The following is a 20,851-nucleotide window of genomic DNA, read 5'->3' as shown; positions in this document are numbered from 1 at the left end:
CCAGACTCCTGCGGCTTCGGCGTCGTGGTGGGCTTGGAGGAGGGAATTCAGGCAGGTGGAGTCGCAGAAGGTGAGCGGTGCGAGGTCGATGATCAGCATCGCCGGGGCGTCGGCGACGGCCTTGGCGAGGGCCGCGTCGAGCAGGTGTCGGGTGTCGTGGTCGGCCTCTCCCTCGACGCGGCAGACCACCGTGGTCATCGTGGCCTCGCGGCTGGTGACCTGCAGCGGTGGCCGCTCGGGCGGCACAACCGGGGGATCGGACATGCGCGGCTCCCTTCGTCGGGGTGGCTGACCCTCTTCGCTCGTCCCTCTCGTGGTCCTGCGGCTGTCGTCAGTGGCCGAGCGCGTCGGCGAGCTGCTTCTTGTTCATCGAGGAGCGGCCGTGGACGTGGCGCTTCTTGGCCTCGTTGTACAGCTGGTCGTAGGTGGCGCCTTCGGAGCCCGAGTGGGAGCGGCGGCCGCCGCGCTCGGAGGAGGACGTGTCCTGGGTGGAGGAGCGGCTGGCGGTCTTCGACTCGCCGTGCCGGGCGCGTTCCTTGTTCACCGTGCGGGCGGCGATCTCCTTCGCCCGCTTCCGGTTCTCCCCGCGGTCGAGGGCGCTCTCCTTGATGTGCTCGTACTGGCGTTCGCGTTTCTTGTTCGAGCCGGCAGGCATGGCTCCTCCTCGGACGTTCTCGTACCTCACGGCGGCGCTTACCCGGCACGGCCTTCCCAAGACACGGACGGCGGAACGGCGCACCGCACCCTCCTGTGGGCCGGTCAACCCCCGCTGACGTGCAGGTCCGGCGGCCACCACGACGACCGGCCCTGGCCCCGGGCCGCGGACGTACGCTGGAGAGACCGGGCGGTACAGCCGCCCGGTGTGCCAGTCGGAGCCATTCAGGCCTCGCCCGCACCGCGGTCGTTGCCTCCCGGTGCGGGCGGTCCCGTGCCTCGGCAAGCCATCCGTACGAGCCGCAGCGTCGAAACGCCCCGGCCCCGCCACATCGGGCGCTGGACCGGCGGGCGCCGGGTACGGCGGCCCGGCGGCGTCGAACGCGGCACGCACCAGGTCCACGGCCCACCCCGCAGGCATGGCGGAGCCGGTCGGCTCGCCGTGCGGGAGCTTGTTGCGCAGCCGGCGGCCGGCGTCGAAAGACCGCAGGCCCAACCCCTGGCGACCGCCGATCGGCGGGTCTGGCGTTCCGCCCCGGCGGCCCCGCCCCAGCACCCCCGGGCCCCGGGCAGAGCAGCAGCGCCGCGGCTCGGCGTTGCCGGCCGCCCGCCCCGCGGACCACGCCCCTGGCGTCCCCCGGGACCCGGCGGGCTGCGCCTCGGGCCGGCTCAGGCCGCCGTTTCCGGCGCGGCGCTCGTGGTGGCGGCCACTCGTGCTTCGAGGTCGTGGAGGCGCTCCGGGAGCTCCTGCCGGCGCTTCTCGGCGGCGAGGCGGTCAGGCCCGGCGTCGGTTGCTGTCATCGCGGAGCTGGTGGGTGCGGTGGGTGAGGGCGTCGAGGCGGGGGGCGAGGTCGCCCTGGCCGGGGCCGAGGTGGGGGCGGATGGCGGTGAGGGGCTCTATGAGGTCGGCGGGGTCGGTGGCACCGAGGGCGGCGGTGAGGGCGGCCTGGGCGGGGCGGGCCTCGGCTGCCAGATCGGTCACGGCGGTGATCTGGGCGGCGAGGACGCGCAGTTCGGCGGCGTTGTCGCGGGCCCAGGCGGTCACGGTGCGGTCCGCGGCGCGGCGGTCGCGGACGGCCTTGACGCGTTCGGCTCCGGTCCCGGCGCTCTGGTGGGTGGTCCCGGCGGGGCGCAGGCGCAGGTAGCGGTTCTCGGCGGCCTGGCGGCTGGCGACGCCCATGGGGTAGGCGAGGTCGGCCCAGGCGGCGCCGGCGTTGCGGGCGTTCTCGACCAGGCCCGCCTCCCAGCCGGCGAGCTGGGTGCGCAGTTCGCGCAGCAGGACCAGGGCGGCCAGGGCCTGTCCGGGGTCGGTCTCCTGGGGGCCGTGGGGCGGGGCGCTCGGGCCCGGGGAGGCGGCCCCGGGGGCCTGGGCGGTGCGGACGGCGTCGTCGATGGCGGCCAGGGCCGCGGCGGCGGCGAGGAAGGAGGCCGGGCCGACGGGCGTCTGCGGCTTGGTGGCGGGCTTGGGGTGCTTCTCACATGTCGTCACTCTAACGATGACTGGCTGGGTTTGTCATCGGATGGATGACGTGTTAGAACGGTGTCAGGTGAAAGCGCACTGGCACCCTTTGATCCCACTTGGAGGTGTTTCGCGATGCTGTTGCGCACCGACCCGTTCCGCGAGCTGGACCGGCTGACCCAGCAGTTCTTCGGCACGAGCGGCACGTGGTCGCGTCCCACGCCGATGCCGCTGGACGCGTACCGCGCGGGTGAGGAGTACGTGATCTGCTTCGACCTGCCCGGGGTGGACCCGGAGGCGATCGACGTCGACGTCGAGCGGAACATGGTGACCGTCAAGGCCGAGCGCCGTCCGCGCCACCAGAGCGAGGACGTGAAGTGGGAGCTGTCCGAGCGCCCGCTCGGCGTCTTCTCGCGCCAGGTCATGCTCTCCGACACCCTCGACCCCGAGGGCATCACCGCCGACTACGACGCGGGCGTGCTGACCCTCAAGATCCCGGTCGCGGAGAGGGCCAAGCCCCGCAAGGTCGCCGTCGGTCACAATGCAGACCGCAAGCAGATCCAGGCCTGACCCGCCCCCGAAGCCGTCCCGCACCGCCCCGAAAATCCCCCCGACGGGGCGGCGCGGGACACCACCGCCGCCCTCGCTCCCCGAGCCCGCCCGCCGCGCGCGGGCCGGCCGGACCGCGGGCAGCCCCGTGCCAGGCCAGGACCGGTTGCGTTCCCGGTACGGGCGCGTGGCGGGATCGGCCTCGCCACCGCCCCGCGCCTGCCGCGGAAGCCGGACCCGCGCCGGCCGAGTACCGCGAGGTGGTGCTCGACCCGTCGGAGGTGACGTCCACGGGCCGCGCGGGCAAGGGCACCCCCCGTCCATGCCCGCGACCTGGCCGACCGGGGCGGCGCGCCTGGTCCTGCACGGGGCCGGCCGCTGTGGGGTTCGGCTACTCAAGCTCACCGGTCTGCACCGGCGCCTGGCCGCGGAGTCCTGACCGGCACCGGCGGCGTTCGTGCCGACCCATGCCGCGGAGGAGAAACCACGGTGACTCTTCGATGGGAGGCGTTCCTGGACAAGGTTCAGGAACGCGGCGAGTACGACACACCCCAGGAGGCCGAGCGGGCGGCGCGCGTCGTGCTGGCCCTGCTCGGCGCACACCTGATCGGCGAGGTGCGCGCCGAGCTGGCCGCCCGCCTGCCCGAGACCCTTGCCCTGATCCTGCTCAGCCCGCTGCAGGCCGCCGAACCGCTCACCCCCGAGCGGTTCGTGCGCGCGACCGCGGCCTGGATCGAGGGAGCCACCGAGACCACGGCCCTGTGGGACATCGGCGCCGTCCTGTCCACCGTCGCCGATGCCGCCGGAGACGAGCTCACCGAGCGCGTCCTGCTCCAGCTCCCGCCCGGCTACGACCTCCTGTTCGGCTGGCCCCAGCCCGGCCACCGCCCCTGAAAACCGCCCACTGCCGCCGCGCCGACCGGCCGGCCCGCCCCGGAAGGCCCCCGCCATGACCCGGTACCGCCGCCTCCTCCAGCAGGTCCGCAACCTCGGCCGCTACCGCAGTGACGAGGAAGCCGAACGCGTCCTCCACGCGGTCCTTTCCGTCCTCGGCAGCCAGCTCACCGGCGAGGAGCGCTACGACCTCGCCCAAGCCCTGCCGGAGGGGGCCCGCGCCGTCGTCGCCTCGCAGATCCCGCTGCCCCAGCCGGTCGCCGCACCCGCCTTCGTCGAAGCCGTCGCCCGCGCCCTGAACACCAGCCTCACCGGCGCCCGCTGGGACGTCTCCTCCGTCCTGGCCGCCCTCGACGACCTCGCCGGCGCCCACCTCACCGACCGCCTCCTCGCCGACCTGCCCCGCGGCTACGCGCTCCTGTTCGGCCGCGCCGACCTGGCCGCCGCGGCATGACCCGGCGCGGGCGCTCACCGGGGCGAACCACCGCCCAGGACAGGAACGCCCCGGTACCGGACCTGATCGGACGCGACTTCACCGCGACCGGGCCCGATGTCCGGTGGGTCGGCGACAGCACGCACCTGCCTTCGGCGGCTCAGGGGGGCACCCGGCCCCGTCGTCGACCCGCACTCGCGACGCCCGGTCGTCTGGTCACCGGCGGCATCCGGTAGTGCCGTCGCGATTGCCGGCGTGGGCTTCGTGGCGTTGGTCCTGTGTGCCGGGGATCGGGGCGCTCAGCCGGGTGGCTGGACTTGCCCGGCGTGCGCGGGCCTGACCACCTGGCCGTGCCCACCGGGTCGGCGGATCGTTGCGACGAGTCGTCGCAACGCGGCGCGGGCGGGTGGGCCCCAGGTGGCCTTGCCGCCGGGGCGGCCGTGGACGCCTGCTTCCCCGATGAGGATGCCGCCGAGGGCGCGCAGCACCGCCCAGCCGCGGGCGCGGCGCAGGGCCGCGGTGTCCGGGGTCGGCCGGTAGGCCGCGTGGAAGCGGTCGACGCCGTCGTCCGGCAGCAGTATCCACGGCGCGGCGAGGTCGCAGGCCGGATCGCCGGCGCAGAGGTCGCCGAAGTCGATCACGCCGCAGAAGGTGCCGTCGGCGGTGAGGACGTTGGCCGGGTGCAGGTCACCGTGGAGCCACAGGGGCGGGCCCGTCCACGCGGGTGCGGCGACGGCGTCCTCCCAGACGATGCGGACGGCCTGCGGATCGGGGACCAGCCCCGCCTCGGTGGCCGAGGCGAGCGCCCTGGCGAACCCCTCGGCGTGGTCGGCCAGCGGCCCCCCGCGGCCACGGCCGGCGGGCGCCCCGGCGGGAGAGGGGCGGTGAAGAGCCGTCAGGAAGGCAGCCAAAGCGTCGGCCGCATCCGCAGCGCGCGTGGCGGGGGCGCGGTCGGCGGGCTCGCCCGGCACCCACGTGGTGACGATCCAAGGCCGCGGAAACCGCTCGGAGGGCTCGCCGAGGCGCTGCGGGACGGGGACCGGCAGCGGCAGGTGCGGGGCAAGGGCGGGCAGCCAGGCGTGCTCCTTGCGAAGCAGCGCGTCCGCGGACCGCGTCGCCCAGGGCAACCGGACGGCGAGGTCGTCACCAAGCCGCCACAGCTGGTTGTCCCAACCACGCGCCCCGAGCCTCACCGGGCGATCGGCCAGGTCGGGATGCTGGTCACGCAACAGGTGGCGGACCAACTCCGCTGTGACCTCGATCTGGGTGTGGGTCATGCAGAGCAACGGTAGTCGGGCAGCGGTTCGTTCTCAGCGGCGTCGCACTGGTCACCAGCACTCCCGCCCAGCGCCAGCGGGCCGACCGCCTCCTCGACCTGCTCCTCGACGGGCTCCGCTACGGCACGGGCCGGTAACCCCCTTCGGGGTAGGCGGTGCGGGCCCGGCGGCGGAGCAGGGGCGGGAGTGGTGGTGGTTCCAGGCCGTCGAGGACGGGAGCATGTACACCCTCTACGGGTGACCCGGGCGCCCTCCCCGGGGTCCGCAGCGGCTCCTGACGGCCCGTCGCACCCAAGGCGTCCGTGTCCCGCCGGACCACCGGGCCTTCCTCCTCGAAGCGGGTGCGGGCGGGACCGGTCCGTACCGCGGGCTTTAATGGCGCAGGCGTCAATGGAGTTGGTGCAGTGGACTTTTGTCGAGCCGTACACCGACTCTCCGCTTTTTCCGTCGGACGGTTGCTGCCCGATGTCCCGATGGCCGGGGGAGGCGCAGTGATCTCCGATGTCTTGCACGGACAGGCCGGCCGGGTGGGGGTGGCGCATCGGCGTCGGCCGCCGTAGTCATGCCGTCGGGGTTGAACGGTTCCTCGCGCTGTCCGTCGGTCGCCTGCCCCGCCTCGTGGCAGAGACGATCGACCTGTTTCCTGGTGCTTGGCCCGGTCGGGTTCGAGCGGTGCCGCGCCCGAAGCACCACATAGAGTGCTCTGCGCGGCCACATGGCTCGCAAGCCCATCGGCGTCCGTCAGGCCGGGGCGGCTTCGTGGCGCGACCTCATATTGCGTACTAAAAGTGTTAGTTGGCGAACTTTTGTTGGCGAATCTCGGTTTCTTCGCCCCGAGTTACGGTCACTTCCGAAGATCTGCTTCCCCGAGTAGGCGGCTTTGTGCTGCTGTGGATGCGTGAGCGCGGCAACGCGGGCGAAGACGTGCGCCAGCAGTGGCTCGCTCTCCCCAGGGGCAGAGGAATGCCTCGCCCGGTCCTCTCGGACAGGGCGTCATCCCCGCATGCCCATGACCGGGACGAACAGCGAGCCCCCGCTCGCCTTCCGAAGGAGCAGATATGCCTGCTTGCAAGCCCGTAGCGCGTCTGGCGCAAGCTCTGTGCCTCGGCATCGCGTGCCTTGGCTTCTCCAGTTCCCCGGCTGCCGCACAGACGGCCGTCCCGTGCAACACGGGTCTCCTCGCGGCGGCGATCACCGCCGCCAATGCCACGGGCGACACTCTCGTCCTCACCTCGGGCTGCACCTACGCCCTGAACGCACCGTTGCCGGACATCACCGGGAACGTCGTCATCGACGCCAACGGCAGCACGATCACCCGGTCGACCTGGTCGGCGTTCCGTATTCTCGTCGTCAATCCGGGTGGGGATCTCAACCTGCGGAACGCGTTCATCACCAATGGCGATGGCACCGGCACCTTCGGCGGCGGAATCGCCAACGCGGGGACTCTCACTGTCACGGGCAGCACGATCAGCAACAGCCACGCCGACTTCGCGGGCGCCATCGGCACCACCTACGGGGCGCACACCACCATCGTCGACAGCAACATCGTGAGCAACCTGGCGACGCTGAACGGCGGGGGTCTGGCCAACGACGGCAGCACGACTGTCATCCGCAGCCACGTCACCGGCAACGTGGCCGGCGTGCAGGGAGGCGGGATCGCCAACACCGGCGTCCTGCGGATCCAGGACAGCGAGATCAACAGCAACCAGGCGAACACCGCTGGCGGAATCGCCAACTTCGGCGGCGGATCCGTCGACCTCCACCAGTCCTACGTCAATGCGAACACCGCGGCGAGCGCTCCCGGCGGCATCACGAACGTCGCCGGCAGCGTCCCCCTGGTCGCCACCGATGTCAGTGGCAACTCGCCTACCAACTGCTGGGGCAGTCCGCTTTTCATCGCCGGCTGCACCGGCTGACGCGGAAGCCCGGGGACGGTCATGTCGAGTGGCCCCGGGACCGTAGGGACCGGGCCCGGCCGGCTGTGAAGGGGCGGGCCCGCTCCCCTCGAGACCACGCCGAGCTTCCGGGAGCCCGCCCCAGCCCCCGCAACGGGAGGTTCACCGGCTGCCTCGTGCCCGGGGAAGGGCCTTCCTGGTCACCGGCGCCAACGCGGGCATCGGGTACTTCGTCGTCGCCGAGCAGCTGGCCGGCACCGGGGCCACGGTCGTTCTCGGCAGCCGCGACCGGGCGATCGGGGTGACTTCCGATCACGGAAGCAGCACCTGAGGAGCGACATGACTGTCTCTGCCGAGGCGGTTGAAGAGGTCCGGCCGGTCGAGCTGTCGGCGGATCTGCTGGACGCCCAGTTGATCGGGCAGTTGGTCGACCGGGCCCGTGCGGGCGAGGTGTGGTGCGGGTGGGGGGTGAAGGTGTCGCGGACGGCGTGCTGGGCCGGTCTGTTCGCGGGGCGGCCACCGGTGGTCTTCGTGAGTCGTGTCGACGAACGAAGACCACCGGTGACCGCGGGCCACGGTGTCGGCCCTGCTCGGCGGCAGGCGGTTTGCGATGGCCTGCCGGCCCGCCGGTCCGTGGCGGGGGAGTGGTCGGTCAGCCGGGTTCTACAGCGTTTCGTAGTAGTGGCTGGCGAAGATGCTGAGGCACGGGTAGTTCGCGTCGGGGTCGGCCTCCAGCCGCTGGAGGGCGAGGATCCCGGTCACGGGGCCGTTCCCTTCCCGGCCGGGGTCAGTACGTGTCGGTGTCGATGAACGAGCTGGCGTAGATGCTGAAGCAGGGGAAGGCGGACGCCTCCTCCGCCTCCTCGGTCTGGAGTTCCAACTGCTGGAGGGCGAGGATCTCGGTCATGGAACGCTTCTTCCTTGGGACGGGGTCGGCGGACGGTGGCGATCAGTACCAGGACTCGGTGATGGTGCTGGCGTAGATGCTGAAGCAGGGGAAGGCGGACGCCTCCTCCGCCTCCTCGGTCTGGAGTTCCAACTGCTGGAGGGCGAGGATCTCGGTCATGGACGGTTGCCTTCGCTTTCCTGTGGGTGGGCGGGATCCAGGGTGAACCAGTCGTCACCCGGGCCATGGAGGGCTCGGTGCAGCGCCAGCAGGATCCCGGCGCTGCCGCTGGCCACATCGGCGCTGAACCGGAGCGAGCCCGTGCCGAGCCAGCGGACGTCGTCGCCGTGCGGGACGGCGTACTTGAGGAGCCCGGTCGCGAGCCGGAGCGCGTCCTGGCGGTCGGCGTCGTCCCGGGTGAAGTCGGCGTGTTCGGCGAGCAGGTAGACCAGTCCGGCGAAGCCGTCGTGCAGGCCGGCCTGCACCGCGCTGACCTTGCGGGCGTCGGCGACGACGCGGGGCAGGGCCGTGGTGAAGCGCTCGTCCGCGGTGGTGGTGGCGTAGCGCAGCAGGACGGTTCCGACACCGGCGGACCCGGTGGCCAGGTAGGGCATGACGCGCCGGTTCACGGCGTTGTCGGCGAAGGAGAGGGAGCCGTCGGGCAGCGTCACCGCGCGGTCCAGCTCCTCGTGGAGCAGTCCGCGACCCGCCGCCAGGTAGCGCTGTTCCCCCGTCTCGCGGGTGAGGTGGTGGAGGAAGAGCGCCAGCCCGGAGCGGCCGTGGAACAGGCCGCGGGCGTCGTGGGCGCCGAGGGTCGGCCCCAGGTCCGCGCCGTGCCGCAGGATCGCGTCGCCGACGGCGGCCGCCCGCTCCAGGTGACGGGGGTCGCGGGTGCACCGGTGCAGGGCGAGCCAGGCCAGGCCCACCCCGGCCCGTCCGCCGGCCAGCGTGGTCGTGGTGGCCGTCAGCGGATGGCCGTCGGCTGCGCGCAGCAGGTCGATCGCCTCGTCGAGGTGCCCGGTCCGGGCCAGCGCCCGCCCGACGCCGGCCGAGCCGACGGCCAGTCCGGGGGGCAGCGCGTCCGCTGCGGCGAGCGCGTCCTTGCGCAGCCGCTTGCGGACCTCGTCGGGGACGGGGAGGCCGGCCCGGTGCAGGGCGTGCACCACGCCCGCCGTTCCGTACGCCACGCACACCGTGTTGGTGTGGAACGCCTGGGGCGACGGGGGGAAGGCCCAGTCGGGCCGGTCGGTGTCCGCCAGGGCGAGCAGTCCCGAGGCCGTTCGCTCGGCGAGCCGGGTCAGGCAGCCCAGCGGATCGGCGTCCACCTCCCCGGGGCCGGGCAGCGTCGACGCCCGGTCCTCGCCGGTTCGTCGGAAGGCGGTGGCCCGTTGCCACAGGTCGCGCGGCACCGGCGCCCTCGCCGCCAGATCGCGCCGCAGCAGGGCGAAGTTGGCCGGCGTCAGCTGGGGCGCGTTGTGGAAGGGCGCCAGCAGGGTGAGCACGAGGGCCGACATGCCGTAGCGGTCGGCGAGGAGCGGGTCGGCGGGGTGCCCGGCGGCCAGGCCCGGGGGCGGTGCGAAGCCCGGGGTGCCCATCCGGGCGGGGCGGGCGTCCAGCCCGGTCACGGACTCGAAGTCGACGAGCCTGGCGTCCCCGGCGGGGGTGACGATGACGTTTCCGGGGCTGACGTCGCCGAACCGCAGTCCCAGCGCGTGGAGTCGGCCCAGGGCCGCGTCCAGTGAGGCGAGGATGCGGCGGCAGTCGGCGTGGTACCGGTCGAAGTCCGCGGCGGGCCGGTCGGCCAGCAGGACGGGCGACGAGCGGTTGATCCACTTCACCAGCGGGAGTCCCTCGACGTGCTCCATGACGAGGAAGTCGTGCTCCCACTCGGTGAACCGCTCCAGCGGTTCGGGGCACACGCCCCGGGCCGCCGCGTGTACGGCGGCCAGGGTGTCGTACTCCCGGTGCAGCCGCTCCCGGGCGCTCACGCCGTCCCAGGTGTAGCCGTTGTGCGGGCGTGCCTCCTTGATGAGGACGAGGCGCCCGGTGCGGGTGTCGCGGGCCTGGTAGGCGCCGCCGGCGTTGCTCGGCTGCAGCACCTTGACGACCTCGTAGTCGCGGATGCGGATCGCGCCCCGGTGCGGGGCCGGCTCCTGGGCCACGAAGGGGTCGCTGACGCCCTCGGGCAGGACGAAGTACGGCAGCCGCAGGTCCGGCACGTCGTGCCCGTGGCCGTCCGTCAGCAGCGGCTCCGCGGTGCCGTCGGGCAGCAGCCGGATGCGGCGGCCGAACGCGCCGTAGCGGTAGTGGACCGTCCGGGAGTCCCGGTAGCGGCGGTCGGTGAGGACGTAGGCGCCCTCCTCGCCGCGCAGGGCGTCGGCGAGGAGGGCGAGGAGCCGTTCGGCGGCCGGGGTGTCCGGCGGGTACACGGCGCAGAACTTGCCCGACTGGGACCGGGCGCCGTGCTTGTGGTGGAGGGCGAGGAAGAAGAAGTGCGCCGACACGTGCTTGAACGGTGCTCCCTCGGAGAAGCACGTGTCCGCCACCACGTCGAGCACGTGCTGGGCCCGCTCCAACCGTGCCGACACGTGGATCTTCCAGCCCTGCTCGACACGGCGGACCCCGGGGCCGCTCCACGCCGTCCAGATGTCCCGGTCGCTTCCGCGCCAGCCGGCCGCGACCCGGGCGGGCGCGAAGCGCCGACCGGGGTCGGCCATCGTGCCGAGCGGCGCGTAGAACTGCTCGTCGGCGAGGACATCGGACAGTGCGTCGAACAAGGGGGGTCTCCTCCACGTGGTCGTTCGTCCGCCCGGGACCGGCCGCCGACGGGCGTGGCCGTCCCTCGGGCACGACGCGGGCAACGGCGTGCCGGAGAGCCGGCGGACCGCCGGGCCCGCCTCGTCCCGCTCTCCGGAACGGCCCTCGCCCCGACGGACAGGACGTTAGGCGCGGCGGGTTCGACAACGGTTCAGCCGCGGTATGGGAGCGCCTGTCCAGCCGGCACCGCCTCTCGGCCCACCCAGGCGTTTCGACCACCACCTCGGCGGCTCGGCCGGCCACCGGGACGCGCAGCTGCGCCACGCCCTCACCCGGCTCCTCCACCGGGCCGCCAGCACGGGCGTGAGGGCCATCGCGTCGAAGACCTCGACTTCGCCGTCTCCAGGCCCCGTGAGAAACACGGTCGGAAGAGAAGTTCCGCCGGCTGGTCTCCGGTACCCCCACCGGACGCCTGCGCGCCCGTCTGCTGGCCATGTGCGCCGAACACGACCTCGCTGTGATCACCGTCGATCCCGCCTGCACCAGCAGATGGGGAGCCGAGCATCGGCAGAAGCCCCTCACCGACACCACCAGGAAGACCACTCGCCACGCCGCCCCGGCCGGCACTCCCTGGTCGAGGCGCTGGACGACCCGAACAACCGCGCCGCCTACGACCAGCGCCAGAAGGAGCGGGAGAAGAAGGCCCGCCAGGCCCACCGCGAGCTGACGCGGAGCCTGGCCTGCGCCGACTGCGGCAGCGTCCCCAGGGTGGAGAGCACCTGGGAGTACGGCCTCCAGGCAGCCGCCAGTGGACCCGTCGCCCCGGAGGCCGCTGGGGGCTCGGAAGGGGCGTCGGGTCACTGGCCCTGGCCGGCAGATCCCATCGGGCCGATCTTCACCGGGGATCCGCCGGCGTCCGTGACGGGCAGCGAGCCGGTGCCCGGCCAGGGCAGGGTGACCGACTGGGTCTCGTCCGGCGGGGTCACCACCAGGCCGGTGATCTTGACGCCGGAGCCGCCCGAGGTGTTGGCCGGGTAACTGATGCCGAAGTAGGTCGACTTGCCGTTCGTCACGACGCCCGCGACGACCGGCTCGCCGGAGCGCTTCGCGGACAGCGTGCCCGCGGAGGTCTTCAGGTCGACGCCCGCGTACCCGGAGAGCGTGCAGTCCTTGCCGCTGTGGTTCTTCAGCTCGACCACGACGGTGTTGTCGGCGTCGCCGGTGATGGTGCGGTCCGCGGCGGTGATGGTCAGGTCCGCGGTCCGGCACTTGGCGCCCTTCCCGGCCCCGGTGGAGCCGGCCGGTGCGGCGGTGGGCGGCGTGCTGCCCTTCCCCGGACCGCCGGAAGCCGGTCCGCCGGAGGCCGGACCGCCGCTGGGGGAGGCGCCGGTGGACGTCGTCGGGGCGGTGGCCGGGGCGCCCTGTGCGGTGCCCGCCCCGTCGTCCTGGCAGGCGGTGAGCGAGAGGGCGGCGGTGACGGCCAGGGCGGCGAAGGCGGACTTGCGGACGCGCACGGTGTTTCCTCCGGAGGGGGCGGCGGTGCCTGGTGCTCGGTGCGAGCGGGTTTCCGAAGACCGGGACCGCCCTCCCGGACGAACCGTTGCGCCCGGGCCGCTCCCAGGACAGTGCTGTGACATGTACGGCCGCGAACCACCCGCGCCCTCGCCCGCCGTGCCCTGCCGCACCCTGCCGCCGACCTGCCCGGACGCCGGTCCACCGCGCCCCCGCGCACCGCCGGCGCCGACCGCCGGTACAGACCCGTGACCTGGACGACCTTGACCCCAGACCGCGACCACGACAGTGTGACGTGCCCAGCCCCAGCGGGAGCGTCACAAAAAAGCGTTGTCACCGAAGGGGGACAACGGGCCGTGGTCACGGATCTGATGGGTGGGCTGATGCAGACGGACCTCCAGATCGGGCCGACGGGTCAGAAGCCGCTGCTGCCGCCGCTGCCGCTGTCGGTCGTCTGAGGCTCCTGCCCGGCGGATCTTTCCGGGCGCACGCAACTGGCATCTCGTCGGAGCGCGTCTCGATGTGCGGCGACGTCAGACGTCGCTGCCCCCAACGGCCGTACGGGGCCGAACCGCGCATGGCCGATAGGAGTAGGAGCCGTTCCACGTCGGATGAGATCACGGTGCACCCCCTCGCCTGGCCACCTGCCCCGATCAAGACCGAGCGGCTCGTGCTCCGCGAGTCCGAGGCCCGGGACCGTGCGGCGCTGATCGACCTGTTCGCCTCACCAGAGGTGGGCACCTACGTCGGCGGCGCTCGGCGGCGTGACGAGCTCGAGCGCGCGATGCCCGAGGTGCCCGGGCAGCGCTTCGGCTTCTTCGTGGTCGAGCTCGACGGAACGACGATCGGCATGATCACGCTCGATCGGCGCGACCCGGAGCGCAAGGGCCACCTCCGTCCGGAAGGCGGCGAGCCCGAGCTCGGCTACATGTTCCTGCCGCAGGCGTGGGGACGCGGGTACGCCACCGAGGCATGCGCGGCGGCGCTCGACTGGTTCGCCGACGCGCATCCCGGTGAGCCGGTGGCGCTCTCCACCCAGACCGCCGACGAGTCCTCGAGGCGCGTCGCGGCGAAGCCGGGGTTCACCGAGGTGCACGCCGACTGCGAGGCAGCTACGACCCGGGCGGCCGAACCTGCCCGTGCAGCCCGTTTCCGGGCCAAAAGTGCCTGCTTCCACGGCCTGGTCCCGGGCCGGCCCGTCCGGCACGGTCGGGTACCGCCGGTGCCCCGGTTGGCCACCAGATGGGCGGGTAACCCTGAGTTATGGGCACTGGCGCCGACACGACAGGCGGTGACGGCCGGCTCACCCTGGATGCGGGCGGCCGTCCGACGGTCGGCGTCGAGGAGGAGTACCTGCTGCTCGACCCGGACAGCGGTCTGCCGCTGCCGTATGTCGACGCGGTGCAGGAGGCGGCCGGGCTGCACCCCGCCGTGCACCCCACCGAGCTGCAGAACGAGTTGCTCCAGGCGCAGGTGGAGGTGGCCACCCCGGTCTGCCGGGACCTCGCCGAGGTCGGCGGCCATCTGCTGCGCCTGCGGCACGCGCTCGCGGCCGCCGCCGAGACCGCCGACTGCCGGCTCGCCGCCTGCGGCACCGCCCCGTACCCCCCCTCCACGCCCCCGGCGATCGTCGACGCCCCGCGTTACCGCTCCATCAGGCGGAACATGTCGCGGCTGGCCGACGAGGCGCTCATCAACGGCATGCACGTGCACGTGGCCGTGCCCGACCCGCAGGCGGGCGTCGAGGTGCTGAACCGCCTACGGCCCTGGCTGCCGGTGCTGACAGCGCTGTCGGCCAACTCGCCGCTGTGGTACGGCTCCGACACCGGCTACGCGAGTTGGCGCACGGTGGTCTTCAGCCGCTGGCCGATCAGCGGGATCCCGCCGTACTTCGCGGACGCGGAGGACTACGAGCGCCGCATCGCCCACCTGCTGGAGGCCCGACTGATCCGCGACCGCGGACAGCTGTACTGGCAGGCCCGGCTCTCGGCGAAGTTCCCGACCGTCGAGCTGCGCGCGATGGACGTCCAGCTGCGCGTCGACGAGGCGGTGATGCTGGCCGGGCTGGTGCGCGCGCTGGTCGTCACGGCGATGCGCCAGGCGGCCGCCGGACGTCCCGCGCCGGAGCGGACGCCGGAGAGCCTGGACGGCGCGGGGTGGCACGCCGCCCGGTACGGCATGGACGCCACCCTGCACGATCCGGCGACGGGGCTGTCCCGGCCGGCCGGCGAGCTCGTCGGCTCCATGCTGGCCGCGCTCGCTCCGGTCATGGACGAACTGGGTGACACCCGCGCGGTGGTCCCGCTGGTCGACCGCCTGCTGGACGTGGGCAACGGAGCCGAGCGCCAGCGTCGGCACCTGGCGGAACACGGGCGCTCCGGACTGATCGCGATGATCGCGGCGGAGAGCGCGGCGGCCTGAGCGGGGTGGCCTGGACGGGGTGGCCCGACGGCGTGGACCGTGCGGCTCCGCGCTGACCGGTCGCCGGCCACCCTGACGGTCTCTGCGCCGGGCCCTTCCGTGCCTTGACGGGCCGCCAAGGTATCCGTCCGATACTTTGGCGGCCAAGTCGCGGCCGGATAACGCCCCAGGTCAAAGCGTTGGTGAGAGGGGCGCCGGTCACCTTGACGCCCGCCCCGCTCCGGGGCGGGCATCAAGGTGCGGGTGGTGGTGGTCAGGGTGAGCTGTCCCGGCTTTCGCGGAGTCCCTGATGTCTGGGTTTGTTACGATCCAGGCGTAAGGAGAACCACGAGCAGTGCCAGCACCACGCAAATACCCCGATGAACTCCGTGAGCGCGCCGTGCGCGAGGTCCGCTCGACCGGCCGCCCCGTGGCCCACGTCGCCCGCGATCTCGGTATCCACAAGGAAGCCCTGCGGTCCTGGGTGCGTCAGGCCGAGGCCGACGCCGGAGAACGCGGCGACCGCCTGACCACCGCCGAACGCGACGAGCTGAAGGAACTCCGCAAGGAAGTCGCCGAGTTGAGGCGGGCCAACGACATCCTCAAGGCCGCTTCGGTGTTTTTTGCCCAGGAGATCGACCGTCCCCGGAGCCAGTCCCGCAGACCGCTTGATCACACGATCGCGGACTCCATGAAACCCGGGGCAGCTCATTGATGGCCCGGCGGCCGGCCCGGTCCGGGTATCTTGACGTCCGCCCCGGCAGCCAGGGACGGGCATCAAGGTATGGATGGTGGTGCTGGTCAGGGCCTGGTGCCGGTCGGCTCCCACCAGGGGCCCGGTCCGGCCTCGACGTCGGCGACCGACCACCAGAGGTCGGCGCCCGGAGCTTCGGCCTCCAGGCCCTCCAGCTTCGCGACGCCGACCGGGACGGTGCGCAGCATCTTGGCGACGTACGGGGTGCGGGCGGTGCGCTCGAGGTCGTCGGCGCGGTTGGCGAAGCCGGCCTGGCCGGTGCCGGTTCCGGACCGTCCGGGGGTGAACGGACGACGGACGCCCGCGGTCCGGGGACTGCGGGCGTCCTGCGTGCCTCAGCGGCGGGCGCCCCGACGGCGGGCGATCACCAGCGCGCCCCCACCGAGGGCGAGCAGCGCGGCCCCACCGGCGCCGTAGACGATCATCTGGCTGCTGTTGCCGCCCGTGCTGGCCAGGGTGCTGGCCGGCGTGGTCGAGACCGGATTGGCGGTCGGCTTGCCGACCGGGCCGGTCGTGTCCGCCGGGGCGGACGGCGCCGGCACGGCCGGGGCGGTCGACGGGGTGCCGCTGGACGGCGTCCCGGTGGTGGCCGACGCCGACGGCTTGGCGGTGGTGGAGGGCGAGGTGGTGGCCGTCGCGGTGGCGGTGGCCGTCGCGGTGGCCGTCGCGGTGGCGGTGGCCGAAGGCGTCGTCGTGGCGGTGGGCGTCCCGGTCGGGTGCGGGGTCGCGGTGGCCGTGGGCGACGCCGAGGAGGTCGGCACCGGGACGGTCGGCGTGCCGGTCGGGGTCGGCACGCAGGCCTTGCCGCCGTTCCAGGCCGAGATCAGGTTGTCCGGGAAGAGGCCGTCCGGGTACCTCGGGGCGGGGTTGGCGACGCCGTCGAACTTCTTGTCGCCGTTGTACAGGTCGATCTGGCCGTAGCACTTCGGCAGGTGGGCGGAGACGTCCAGGGTCGCCTGGCGGTTCCCGCTGCGCAGCGTCGTGGTCGCCCAGCCGAGGAAGGTCTGCTTGCCGGAGGTGGCCCAGGTCGGCCCCTCGGTGTCGTAGGAGGCCAGCGAGACCCGGTAGTCGCAGCCGTCCACGACGTCACCGACCAGGCGGACCTGGATGACGCCGTGCGGCTGGGACATCCGGCCGTCGGAGATCCAGCCCTTGCCGCCGTCGACGGAGAACTGGACGCCGACGGCGCCGCACCCGTGCTCGGCCTGGGCCTGGGCGGTGCCGGCGGTGAGCAGCGGAGCGCCGACGGCTATGCCGAGGGCGGCGAGGGCCGGAAGGCTCCGGCGCAGGAGTTGGTGCACGAGAGAAGCTCCCTAGGGGTTGTACACGGTTCGGGTGGGACTCACCGCTCCCCTGGTGGCGATCCGGACAGACCGTCACCGGAACTGAGCGGCCGTGAAACCGTGACCGTACCCGATGGCCCGGAAGCCCCGGACCCCAGGGCGTGAACATGGCAGCAAGTCAGCCGCACTCTCCTGCAGCCGGACCAGTTCAAGGAGCTGAGTTTGCGTCATGCACCTCGCAGTTCCCCCCGCTGGGTGGTTCACGCGGGTCGGTCGGTGCGTTGGGCGGCTTCGAACTGTTCGAATGCTTGTCCCGGGGCGAGTTCACCCTTCATGCCGAACAGGCGGCAGAGTGCGGAGCCGGATGACGAGCGCGGCTGTGGTGACAGTGCCGAGGTGGACGTAGCCGCGCTTGTCGAATCTGGTCGCAACCGCGCGGAAGGTCCGAGATCTTGCCTGCGCGGCCCGAGGCCGGCACCTGCATTTCCTTCCCCGCGGGCTCGCGGCCCGGCTGACGCGGCCCATCCCAGCTGGGGGGCTAATCGCATGCGCGTTCGATCATGTCCGAGCATGCGGGCTATGGTCACCGTCCCCACGGGGACTCGTGACCGCGGGGGTGGGGAATTGCGCCGACACGAAAGCGCGGTTCGCGGGGACTTGCACGACCGCCGACAGCTGGTCGGCAACGCCGCGAAGACCGGCTGCCAGCGGAAGATGACGGTCACCGTCGAAGGCATCACCGACCAGTGCGTGCGGATCAGCGTCCGCGACGGCTCGCGCACCCTGCCCTGCCTGATCGACGCAGGCCCCGCCGCCGAGTCCGGCCGCGGCCTGGCCCTGGTCCACCACCTCACCCGCGGCCACTGAGGCGCCGAGCCGGAGACCTACGGCAAGACCGTCCACGCCGATCTGCGCACCGGCTCCATCGCAGCCGGCTGACTTCCCGTTGCCCAACCGGGCGCTCGCTCGTTGGAACCGCCGAGCGCCCAGACCAGGGCGCGCGGCTGCGCCTGCTCCACATCGCCCGGCACGTACACCCCCACGGCCGGGGCGCCGCACGGTGAAGCCCCGGGCGGCCGGGCCCGTACACGGCCCGGCCGCCCGTCCCCGCGCCGTCGAGGTGGAGTCCGCCCGTGCCCGCGTTCCGCATCCTGTGCTGCCGGTGCGGCAAGCCCGTCCGGCTCTCCGAGGACGTCTACGCCCTGGACGGCGAGTGGCAGCGCCGTCGTGGTGGATCAGGCTCCAGGCTGTTGACTCGACCGCTCCGACTGCGAGCAGTGGCAAGGTGCCCGCGTTGGAGTAGGCCAGCCACCCGACGACGGGCGCGGTCCACGTGGTCCAGGCCGGGCTCTCATCGTCTCCCGTGGTCCGGTGGCGCACTCGCAGGACGGGTTCCGCCAGCAGGGCACCGACTGCAACCGGGACAAGCTTCAACCCGGTATGGTCCGGCTGCCTGAAGGCCGTGATGAGGGTCTGCGAAAACGGTTCTGACCGCAGTTCCGTGATGGCCCTTGCGGAGGTCGCTACCCAGCAGCCACAACCTGGCCGGCCGTGATCTGGGGAGGGTTGGGGAGCAGGGACGCGAGGTTGTCCCGCACGAAGTTCGCCGCCCTCTGGATCGACTCTTCGGCCCCGGTTTGCTCTGTAAAGACGCTGGTGGAAACCATCACTCCGTCCCCGGCGTCAACCCAGTAATAGGCCACGAATCCGGGAACCTGGCGAAGGATGGGCACGAAGCCCTCGGCCACTCGGCGGCCTGCCTCCGCAGGATCGGTCACCCCTTCGTACCGTCGTACTGCTGCGTACACGCTGGTCTCCTCGCAGGTCCCAAGGTCATCTCGTGCGAGACGACATACCCCTCACTGGGCGCCTCCCGCTTGCGAGGTATCCGGAAGGCACCCGGATGGCCGCACTGGCGTCCACGGCCAGCTCCTGTGGCCGGCTCCAGGCCCGGGACGAACCGAGGCTTCACGGAACTCCGGCCGGAGCCATTTCAACGAGCCTCATCAGCCGCGGCAAGGCGGTTGTTGGAGCCAAGGATCATCGCCGCGCCGTCGTGGAGGGTGACGACCGGCTTCGAGACCGTTCGCTACTCCGACCGCTTGAACCGCGCGATCAGGCCCCTCTGCTGGCTGTTGGTGGCTGGGGATGGTACGCGCACTCTCCCTCTCGCTGTTCTGCGGGTGTGCGGTTGGGGCCGCACTCGTGGTGACCGTACGGGCGGTAGGAGGTCGGAGCGGCAGGTTGGCGGATCTGGCCGCTTCCGACGGACAACGACCAAGGCATGCTTGTACGACTTACTAAAAAGGCATGGACGGTGTCGGTGGGGAGGCGTAGGGTCGCCATAGCATTTCAAGTTAGGTGAATAGGCATGGAGGTTGTGGGTGTGTTCGTGACGACCGGTCAAGCCGGGACGGCGCTGGGGTGTTCGATCCCGACGGTGAAGAAGCTGATGGCCACCGGCGTGGTCCCCGGCGTGCGCGAGCAGGGCCGGCAGGTGTTCCCGCTGGCCGCTCTCCAGCAGTTGCAGGCCCGGCCCGCCGCCGACCTGACCGTGCTCGGCGCGCCCGAGGTGGCGGTGCTGCGCTCGGACGCCCCGGCCCGGGTCGAGGAGCCGGACCGCGACTGGATCGGCTTCGGCGCCGCGCTGGACCAGGCGCAGCTGCTGGCCGCGTTGTCCGGCTGGTGGCGGTGCGACCCGGCCCGGGTCGCGGCCGGCGGGGTGCTGCCGGTGACGGTGGCCTCCTTCGTGGTCGCGGTGCTGACCGGCCTGACCGAGTGGGAAGCCGACGGCACCGCCGGCACCGCGGGCCGGTTCCGCTTCCCGAAGGCCAGGCTGGCCGGCTACCTGACCGATCTCACCGCCCCCGCGAACGCCGCCGACCCGGCCGACCCGGAGGACGTGCGACTGGCGGGCCTGCTGCTCGGCACCCGCCTGGCATCGGTGTCCGGTGGCCCGATCGCCTACGTCACCACCACGGCCACCACCGACCAGCCCGCCACCGAGGGGGAGTGACCCGCTGATGGACCGTAAGGCGTACACCGCCGAGCTCGCCGGTCTGCGCGAGCTGCGCACCGAGATCACGGCCGCCGAGAAGACGGTCGCGGCCGCGCAGAGGGAGCTGGACAAGCTCACCGTCCAGCGCTCGCGCCGGGTGGCCGGGCTGGCGGGGTACGAGGGCGCGAAGGCCGACGCCATCGCGAAGGCCTCGGGTCTGTCGGTCGGTGACGTCGTGCGGATCGCCCCGCTGCTGGACCCGACCCCGGCCGCCGTCCGCGCCGCCAAGACCGACGACCGGGCCGCTGCCGCCGCGCCCGCTCTGGCGCCCGTGGCCGCGCCGGTCACCGAGCCCGCCGCCGCGGTCGCCCCGGCCCTGACCCGTCCCGCCGCCGTACCCGGGCAGCCAGCCCCGGCCCCGGCCGAGGTCGAGGACCAGGCCGTCGCCGAGCAGCCAGCCCCGGCCCCGGCCGAGGTCGAGGACCAGGCCGTCGCCGAGCAGCCAGCCCCGGCCGCTCCGGTTGTTGCTGCGCCGGGTCCGGTGGTCGAGGCCGGTCCGCGCGAGCTGCCGTCTCTCCCGGAGGGCCCGGGCGGTGCCCGGTTCGAGGCCGTGACGACGGGCCTGGTGTCCAAGCGCCCGAACTTCGTCCAGCAGGCCCGCTCCACGGTGTTCCTGGACGCGGCGGCCGGGATGCTTACGGTCCGCGACCAGGTCGTCCGGGTCGACCTCGGCGCCCGCACCCCGGGGGAGATCCTGGACGCCGTCCTCACCACGGCCCCGGGCGCGGAGCGGGTCTACATCACCGCCGGCGCCCCGTGGCACGACGGCGCCGAGCGCTACAGCACGCTCAAGGACGCCGTCGCCGCCTGGCTGAACACGCCGTCCGAGCGGTGGACCACCGCCGTCGGCACGGGCCGGGACAGGCTGGCCGGGCACTTCGTCCACCAGCGCCAGCTGGTCGGCTGCTACGCCCCCGCCGCCGCCCCGGACGGCCCGGTCACGGAGATCCGCTCCATGGGGGAGTGGTTCGATGCGGACGGCGCCGACGTCACCACCTGCCGGGACGCGTTCCGGCTGCTGTGGCAGGCGCCGCCACTGG

The 20,851-nt window shown here is 73.0% G+C and carries 20 protein-coding genes and 4 pseudogenes; 12 read left to right on the top strand and 12 right to left on the bottom strand.

Annotation, left to right across the window (positions count from 1 at the left end; translation table 11 throughout):
* The 4 genes from C2142_RS38390 to C2142_RS38380 all read right to left on the bottom strand — a co-directional run.
* A partial coding sequence (locus tag C2142_RS38390; RefSeq protein ID WP_148647517.1) for an STAS domain-containing protein occupies positions 1 to 264 on the bottom strand: 264 nt, incomplete at its 3' end.
* 67 nt (positions 265 to 331) lie between these two features.
* Positions 332 to 655: a plasmid stabilization protein gene (locus C2142_RS38385; RefSeq protein ID WP_148647389.1), complete on the bottom strand. Its 324-nt coding sequence runs from the start codon at positions 653 to 655 to the stop codon at positions 332 to 334.
* Positions 656 to 1,323: 668 nt separating this feature from the next.
* Positions 1,324 to 1,455, bottom strand: coding sequence for a hypothetical protein (locus C2142_RS41885; RefSeq protein ID WP_277347311.1), 132 nt, complete (start codon positions 1,453 to 1,455; stop codon positions 1,324 to 1,326).
* Complete coding sequence (locus C2142_RS38380) at positions 1,430 to 2,143, bottom strand: hypothetical protein (RefSeq protein WP_148647388.1); 714 nt, start codon at positions 2,141 to 2,143, stop codon at positions 1,430 to 1,432. The genes C2142_RS41885 and C2142_RS38380 overlap by 26 nt, the downstream gene beginning before the upstream one ends.
* A 105-nt stretch (positions 2,144 to 2,248) precedes the next feature.
* Here C2142_RS38380 and C2142_RS38375 point away from each other — a divergent pair, with 105 nt between their 5' ends.
* The 3 genes from C2142_RS38375 (at position 2,249) to C2142_RS38365 (ending at position 4,010) form a co-directional block, all read left to right on the top strand.
* Positions 2,249 to 2,683 carry an Hsp20/alpha crystallin family protein gene (locus C2142_RS38375; RefSeq protein WP_148647387.1) on the top strand — a complete coding sequence of 145 codons (435 nt, stop codon included), beginning with the start codon at positions 2,249 to 2,251 and terminating at the stop codon, positions 2,681 to 2,683.
* 468 nt (positions 2,684 to 3,151) lie between these two features.
* Positions 3,152 to 3,556 carry a DUF2267 domain-containing protein gene (locus C2142_RS38370; protein ID WP_148647386.1) on the top strand — a complete coding sequence of 135 codons (405 nt, stop codon included), beginning with the start codon at positions 3,152 to 3,154 and terminating at the stop codon, positions 3,554 to 3,556.
* Positions 3,557 to 3,611: 55 nt separating this feature from the next.
* On the top strand, positions 3,612 to 4,010 hold the full coding sequence (locus C2142_RS38365; protein WP_148647385.1) for a DUF2267 domain-containing protein: 399 nt from the start codon (positions 3,612 to 3,614) through the stop codon (positions 4,008 to 4,010).
* Positions 4,011 to 4,288: 278 nt separating this feature from the next.
* Here the strand turns inward: C2142_RS38365 and C2142_RS38360 are convergent, their stop codons facing one another.
* Positions 4,289 to 5,266: a phosphotransferase gene (locus tag C2142_RS38360; RefSeq protein WP_148647384.1), complete on the bottom strand. Its 978-nt coding sequence runs from the start codon at positions 5,264 to 5,266 to the stop codon at positions 4,289 to 4,291.
* 1,058 nt (positions 5,267 to 6,324) lie between these two features.
* Here C2142_RS38360 and C2142_RS38355 point away from each other — a divergent pair.
* A complete protein-coding gene (locus C2142_RS38355) occupies positions 6,325 to 7,182 on the top strand; it encodes a hypothetical protein (RefSeq protein ID WP_148647383.1) in 858 nt (285 codons plus the stop codon).
* A 148-nt stretch (positions 7,183 to 7,330) separates the two neighbouring features.
* A pseudogene (locus C2142_RS41370) lies at positions 7,331 to 7,450 on the top strand (short-chain dehydrogenase); the annotation flags it as partial.
* 498 nt (positions 7,451 to 7,948) lie between these two features.
* Here C2142_RS41370 and C2142_RS38350 read toward each other — a convergent pair.
* Genes C2142_RS38350 through lanKC form a run of 3 tightly spaced genes read right to left on the bottom strand, consistent with a single transcriptional unit; the run spans position 7,949 to position 10,824 of the window.
* Complete coding sequence (locus C2142_RS38350; RefSeq protein ID WP_194235876.1) at positions 7,949 to 8,068, bottom strand: class III lanthipeptide; 120 nt, start codon at positions 8,066 to 8,068, stop codon at positions 7,949 to 7,951.
* 42 nt (positions 8,069 to 8,110) lie between these two features.
* Positions 8,111 to 8,227, bottom strand: coding sequence for a class III lanthipeptide (locus C2142_RS38345; protein WP_194235875.1), 117 nt, complete (start codon positions 8,225 to 8,227; stop codon positions 8,111 to 8,113).
* The gene (gene lanKC, locus C2142_RS38340) at positions 8,224 to 10,824 is read right to left on the bottom strand and encodes a class III lanthionine synthetase LanKC (RefSeq protein WP_148647382.1); all 2,601 of its coding nucleotides are present in this window, start codon (positions 10,822 to 10,824) and stop codon (positions 8,224 to 8,226) included. The genes C2142_RS38345 and lanKC overlap by 4 nt, the downstream gene beginning before the upstream one ends.
* Positions 10,825 to 11,053: 229 nt before the next feature.
* On the opposite strand from lanKC, the pseudogene C2142_RS41365 reads away from it, so the two are divergent.
* A pseudogene (locus tag C2142_RS41365) lies at positions 11,054 to 11,426 on the top strand (IS200/IS605 family accessory protein TnpB-related protein); the annotation flags it as partial.
* A 235-nt stretch (positions 11,427 to 11,661) separates the two neighbouring features.
* Here the strand turns inward: C2142_RS41365 and C2142_RS38335 are convergent.
* Entirely contained in the window at positions 11,662 to 12,318 is a 657-nt protein-coding gene (locus C2142_RS38335) for a DUF4232 domain-containing protein (RefSeq protein ID WP_148647381.1), read from the bottom strand.
* Positions 12,319 to 12,893: 575 nt separating this feature from the next.
* Between C2142_RS38335 and C2142_RS38330 the strand changes: the two are divergent.
* From C2142_RS38330 to C2142_RS38320, 3 genes and pseudogenes are all read left to right on the top strand, one after another.
* A pseudogene (locus C2142_RS38330) lies at positions 12,894 to 13,409 on the top strand (GNAT family N-acetyltransferase); the annotation flags it as partial.
* Between the two features lie 170 nt (positions 13,410 to 13,579).
* The gene (locus tag C2142_RS38325) at positions 13,580 to 14,737 is read left to right on the top strand and encodes a glutamate--cysteine ligase (protein WP_148647380.1); all 1,158 of its coding nucleotides are present in this window, start codon (positions 13,580 to 13,582) and stop codon (positions 14,735 to 14,737) included.
* Between the two features lie 334 nt (positions 14,738 to 15,071).
* Complete coding sequence (locus C2142_RS38320; protein WP_148647379.1) at positions 15,072 to 15,431, top strand: transposase; 360 nt, start codon at positions 15,072 to 15,074, stop codon at positions 15,429 to 15,431.
* Positions 15,432 to 15,517: 86 nt separating this feature from the next.
* On the opposite strand, the gene C2142_RS38315 is transcribed toward C2142_RS38320, so the two are convergent.
* Positions 15,518 to 15,658 (bottom strand): hypothetical protein, encoded by a 141-nt coding sequence (locus C2142_RS38315; RefSeq protein WP_153882862.1) that lies wholly within the window; start codon positions 15,656 to 15,658, stop codon positions 15,518 to 15,520.
* A gap of 147 nt (positions 15,659 to 15,805) precedes the next feature.
* Positions 15,806 to 16,771, bottom strand: a complete 966-nt coding sequence (locus C2142_RS38310) for a hypothetical protein (RefSeq protein ID WP_153882861.1) — start codon at positions 16,769 to 16,771, stop codon at positions 15,806 to 15,808.
* Between the two features lie 639 nt (positions 16,772 to 17,410).
* Here C2142_RS38310 and C2142_RS38305 point away from each other — a divergent pair.
* Entirely contained in the window at positions 17,411 to 17,620 is a 210-nt protein-coding gene (locus C2142_RS38305) for an ATP-binding protein (protein ID WP_148647376.1), read from the top strand.
* 656 nt (positions 17,621 to 18,276) lie between these two features.
* On the opposite strand, the gene C2142_RS38300 is transcribed toward C2142_RS38305, so the two are convergent.
* The gene (locus tag C2142_RS38300) at positions 18,277 to 18,561 is read right to left on the bottom strand and encodes a hypothetical protein (protein ID WP_148647374.1); all 285 of its coding nucleotides are present in this window, start codon (positions 18,559 to 18,561) and stop codon (positions 18,277 to 18,279) included.
* A gap of 563 nt (positions 18,562 to 19,124) precedes the next feature.
* On the opposite strand from C2142_RS38300, the gene C2142_RS38295 reads away from it, so the two are divergent.
* Positions 19,125 to 19,769, top strand: a complete 645-nt coding sequence (locus C2142_RS38295) for a DNA-binding protein (RefSeq protein WP_241003078.1) — start codon at positions 19,125 to 19,127, stop codon at positions 19,767 to 19,769.
* A 7-nt stretch (positions 19,770 to 19,776) separates the two neighbouring features.
* Positions 19,777 to 20,851: pseudogene (locus C2142_RS41360) on the top strand (hypothetical protein); the annotation flags it as partial.

Source organism: Streptomyces sp. CB01881 (assembly GCF_002953255.1).
Classification (GTDB): Bacteria; Actinomycetota; Actinomycetes; order Streptomycetales; family Streptomycetaceae; genus Kitasatospora.
The sequence above is the reverse complement of the archived record's forward strand: the minus strand, read 5'-3'. Positions and strand labels throughout refer to the sequence as shown.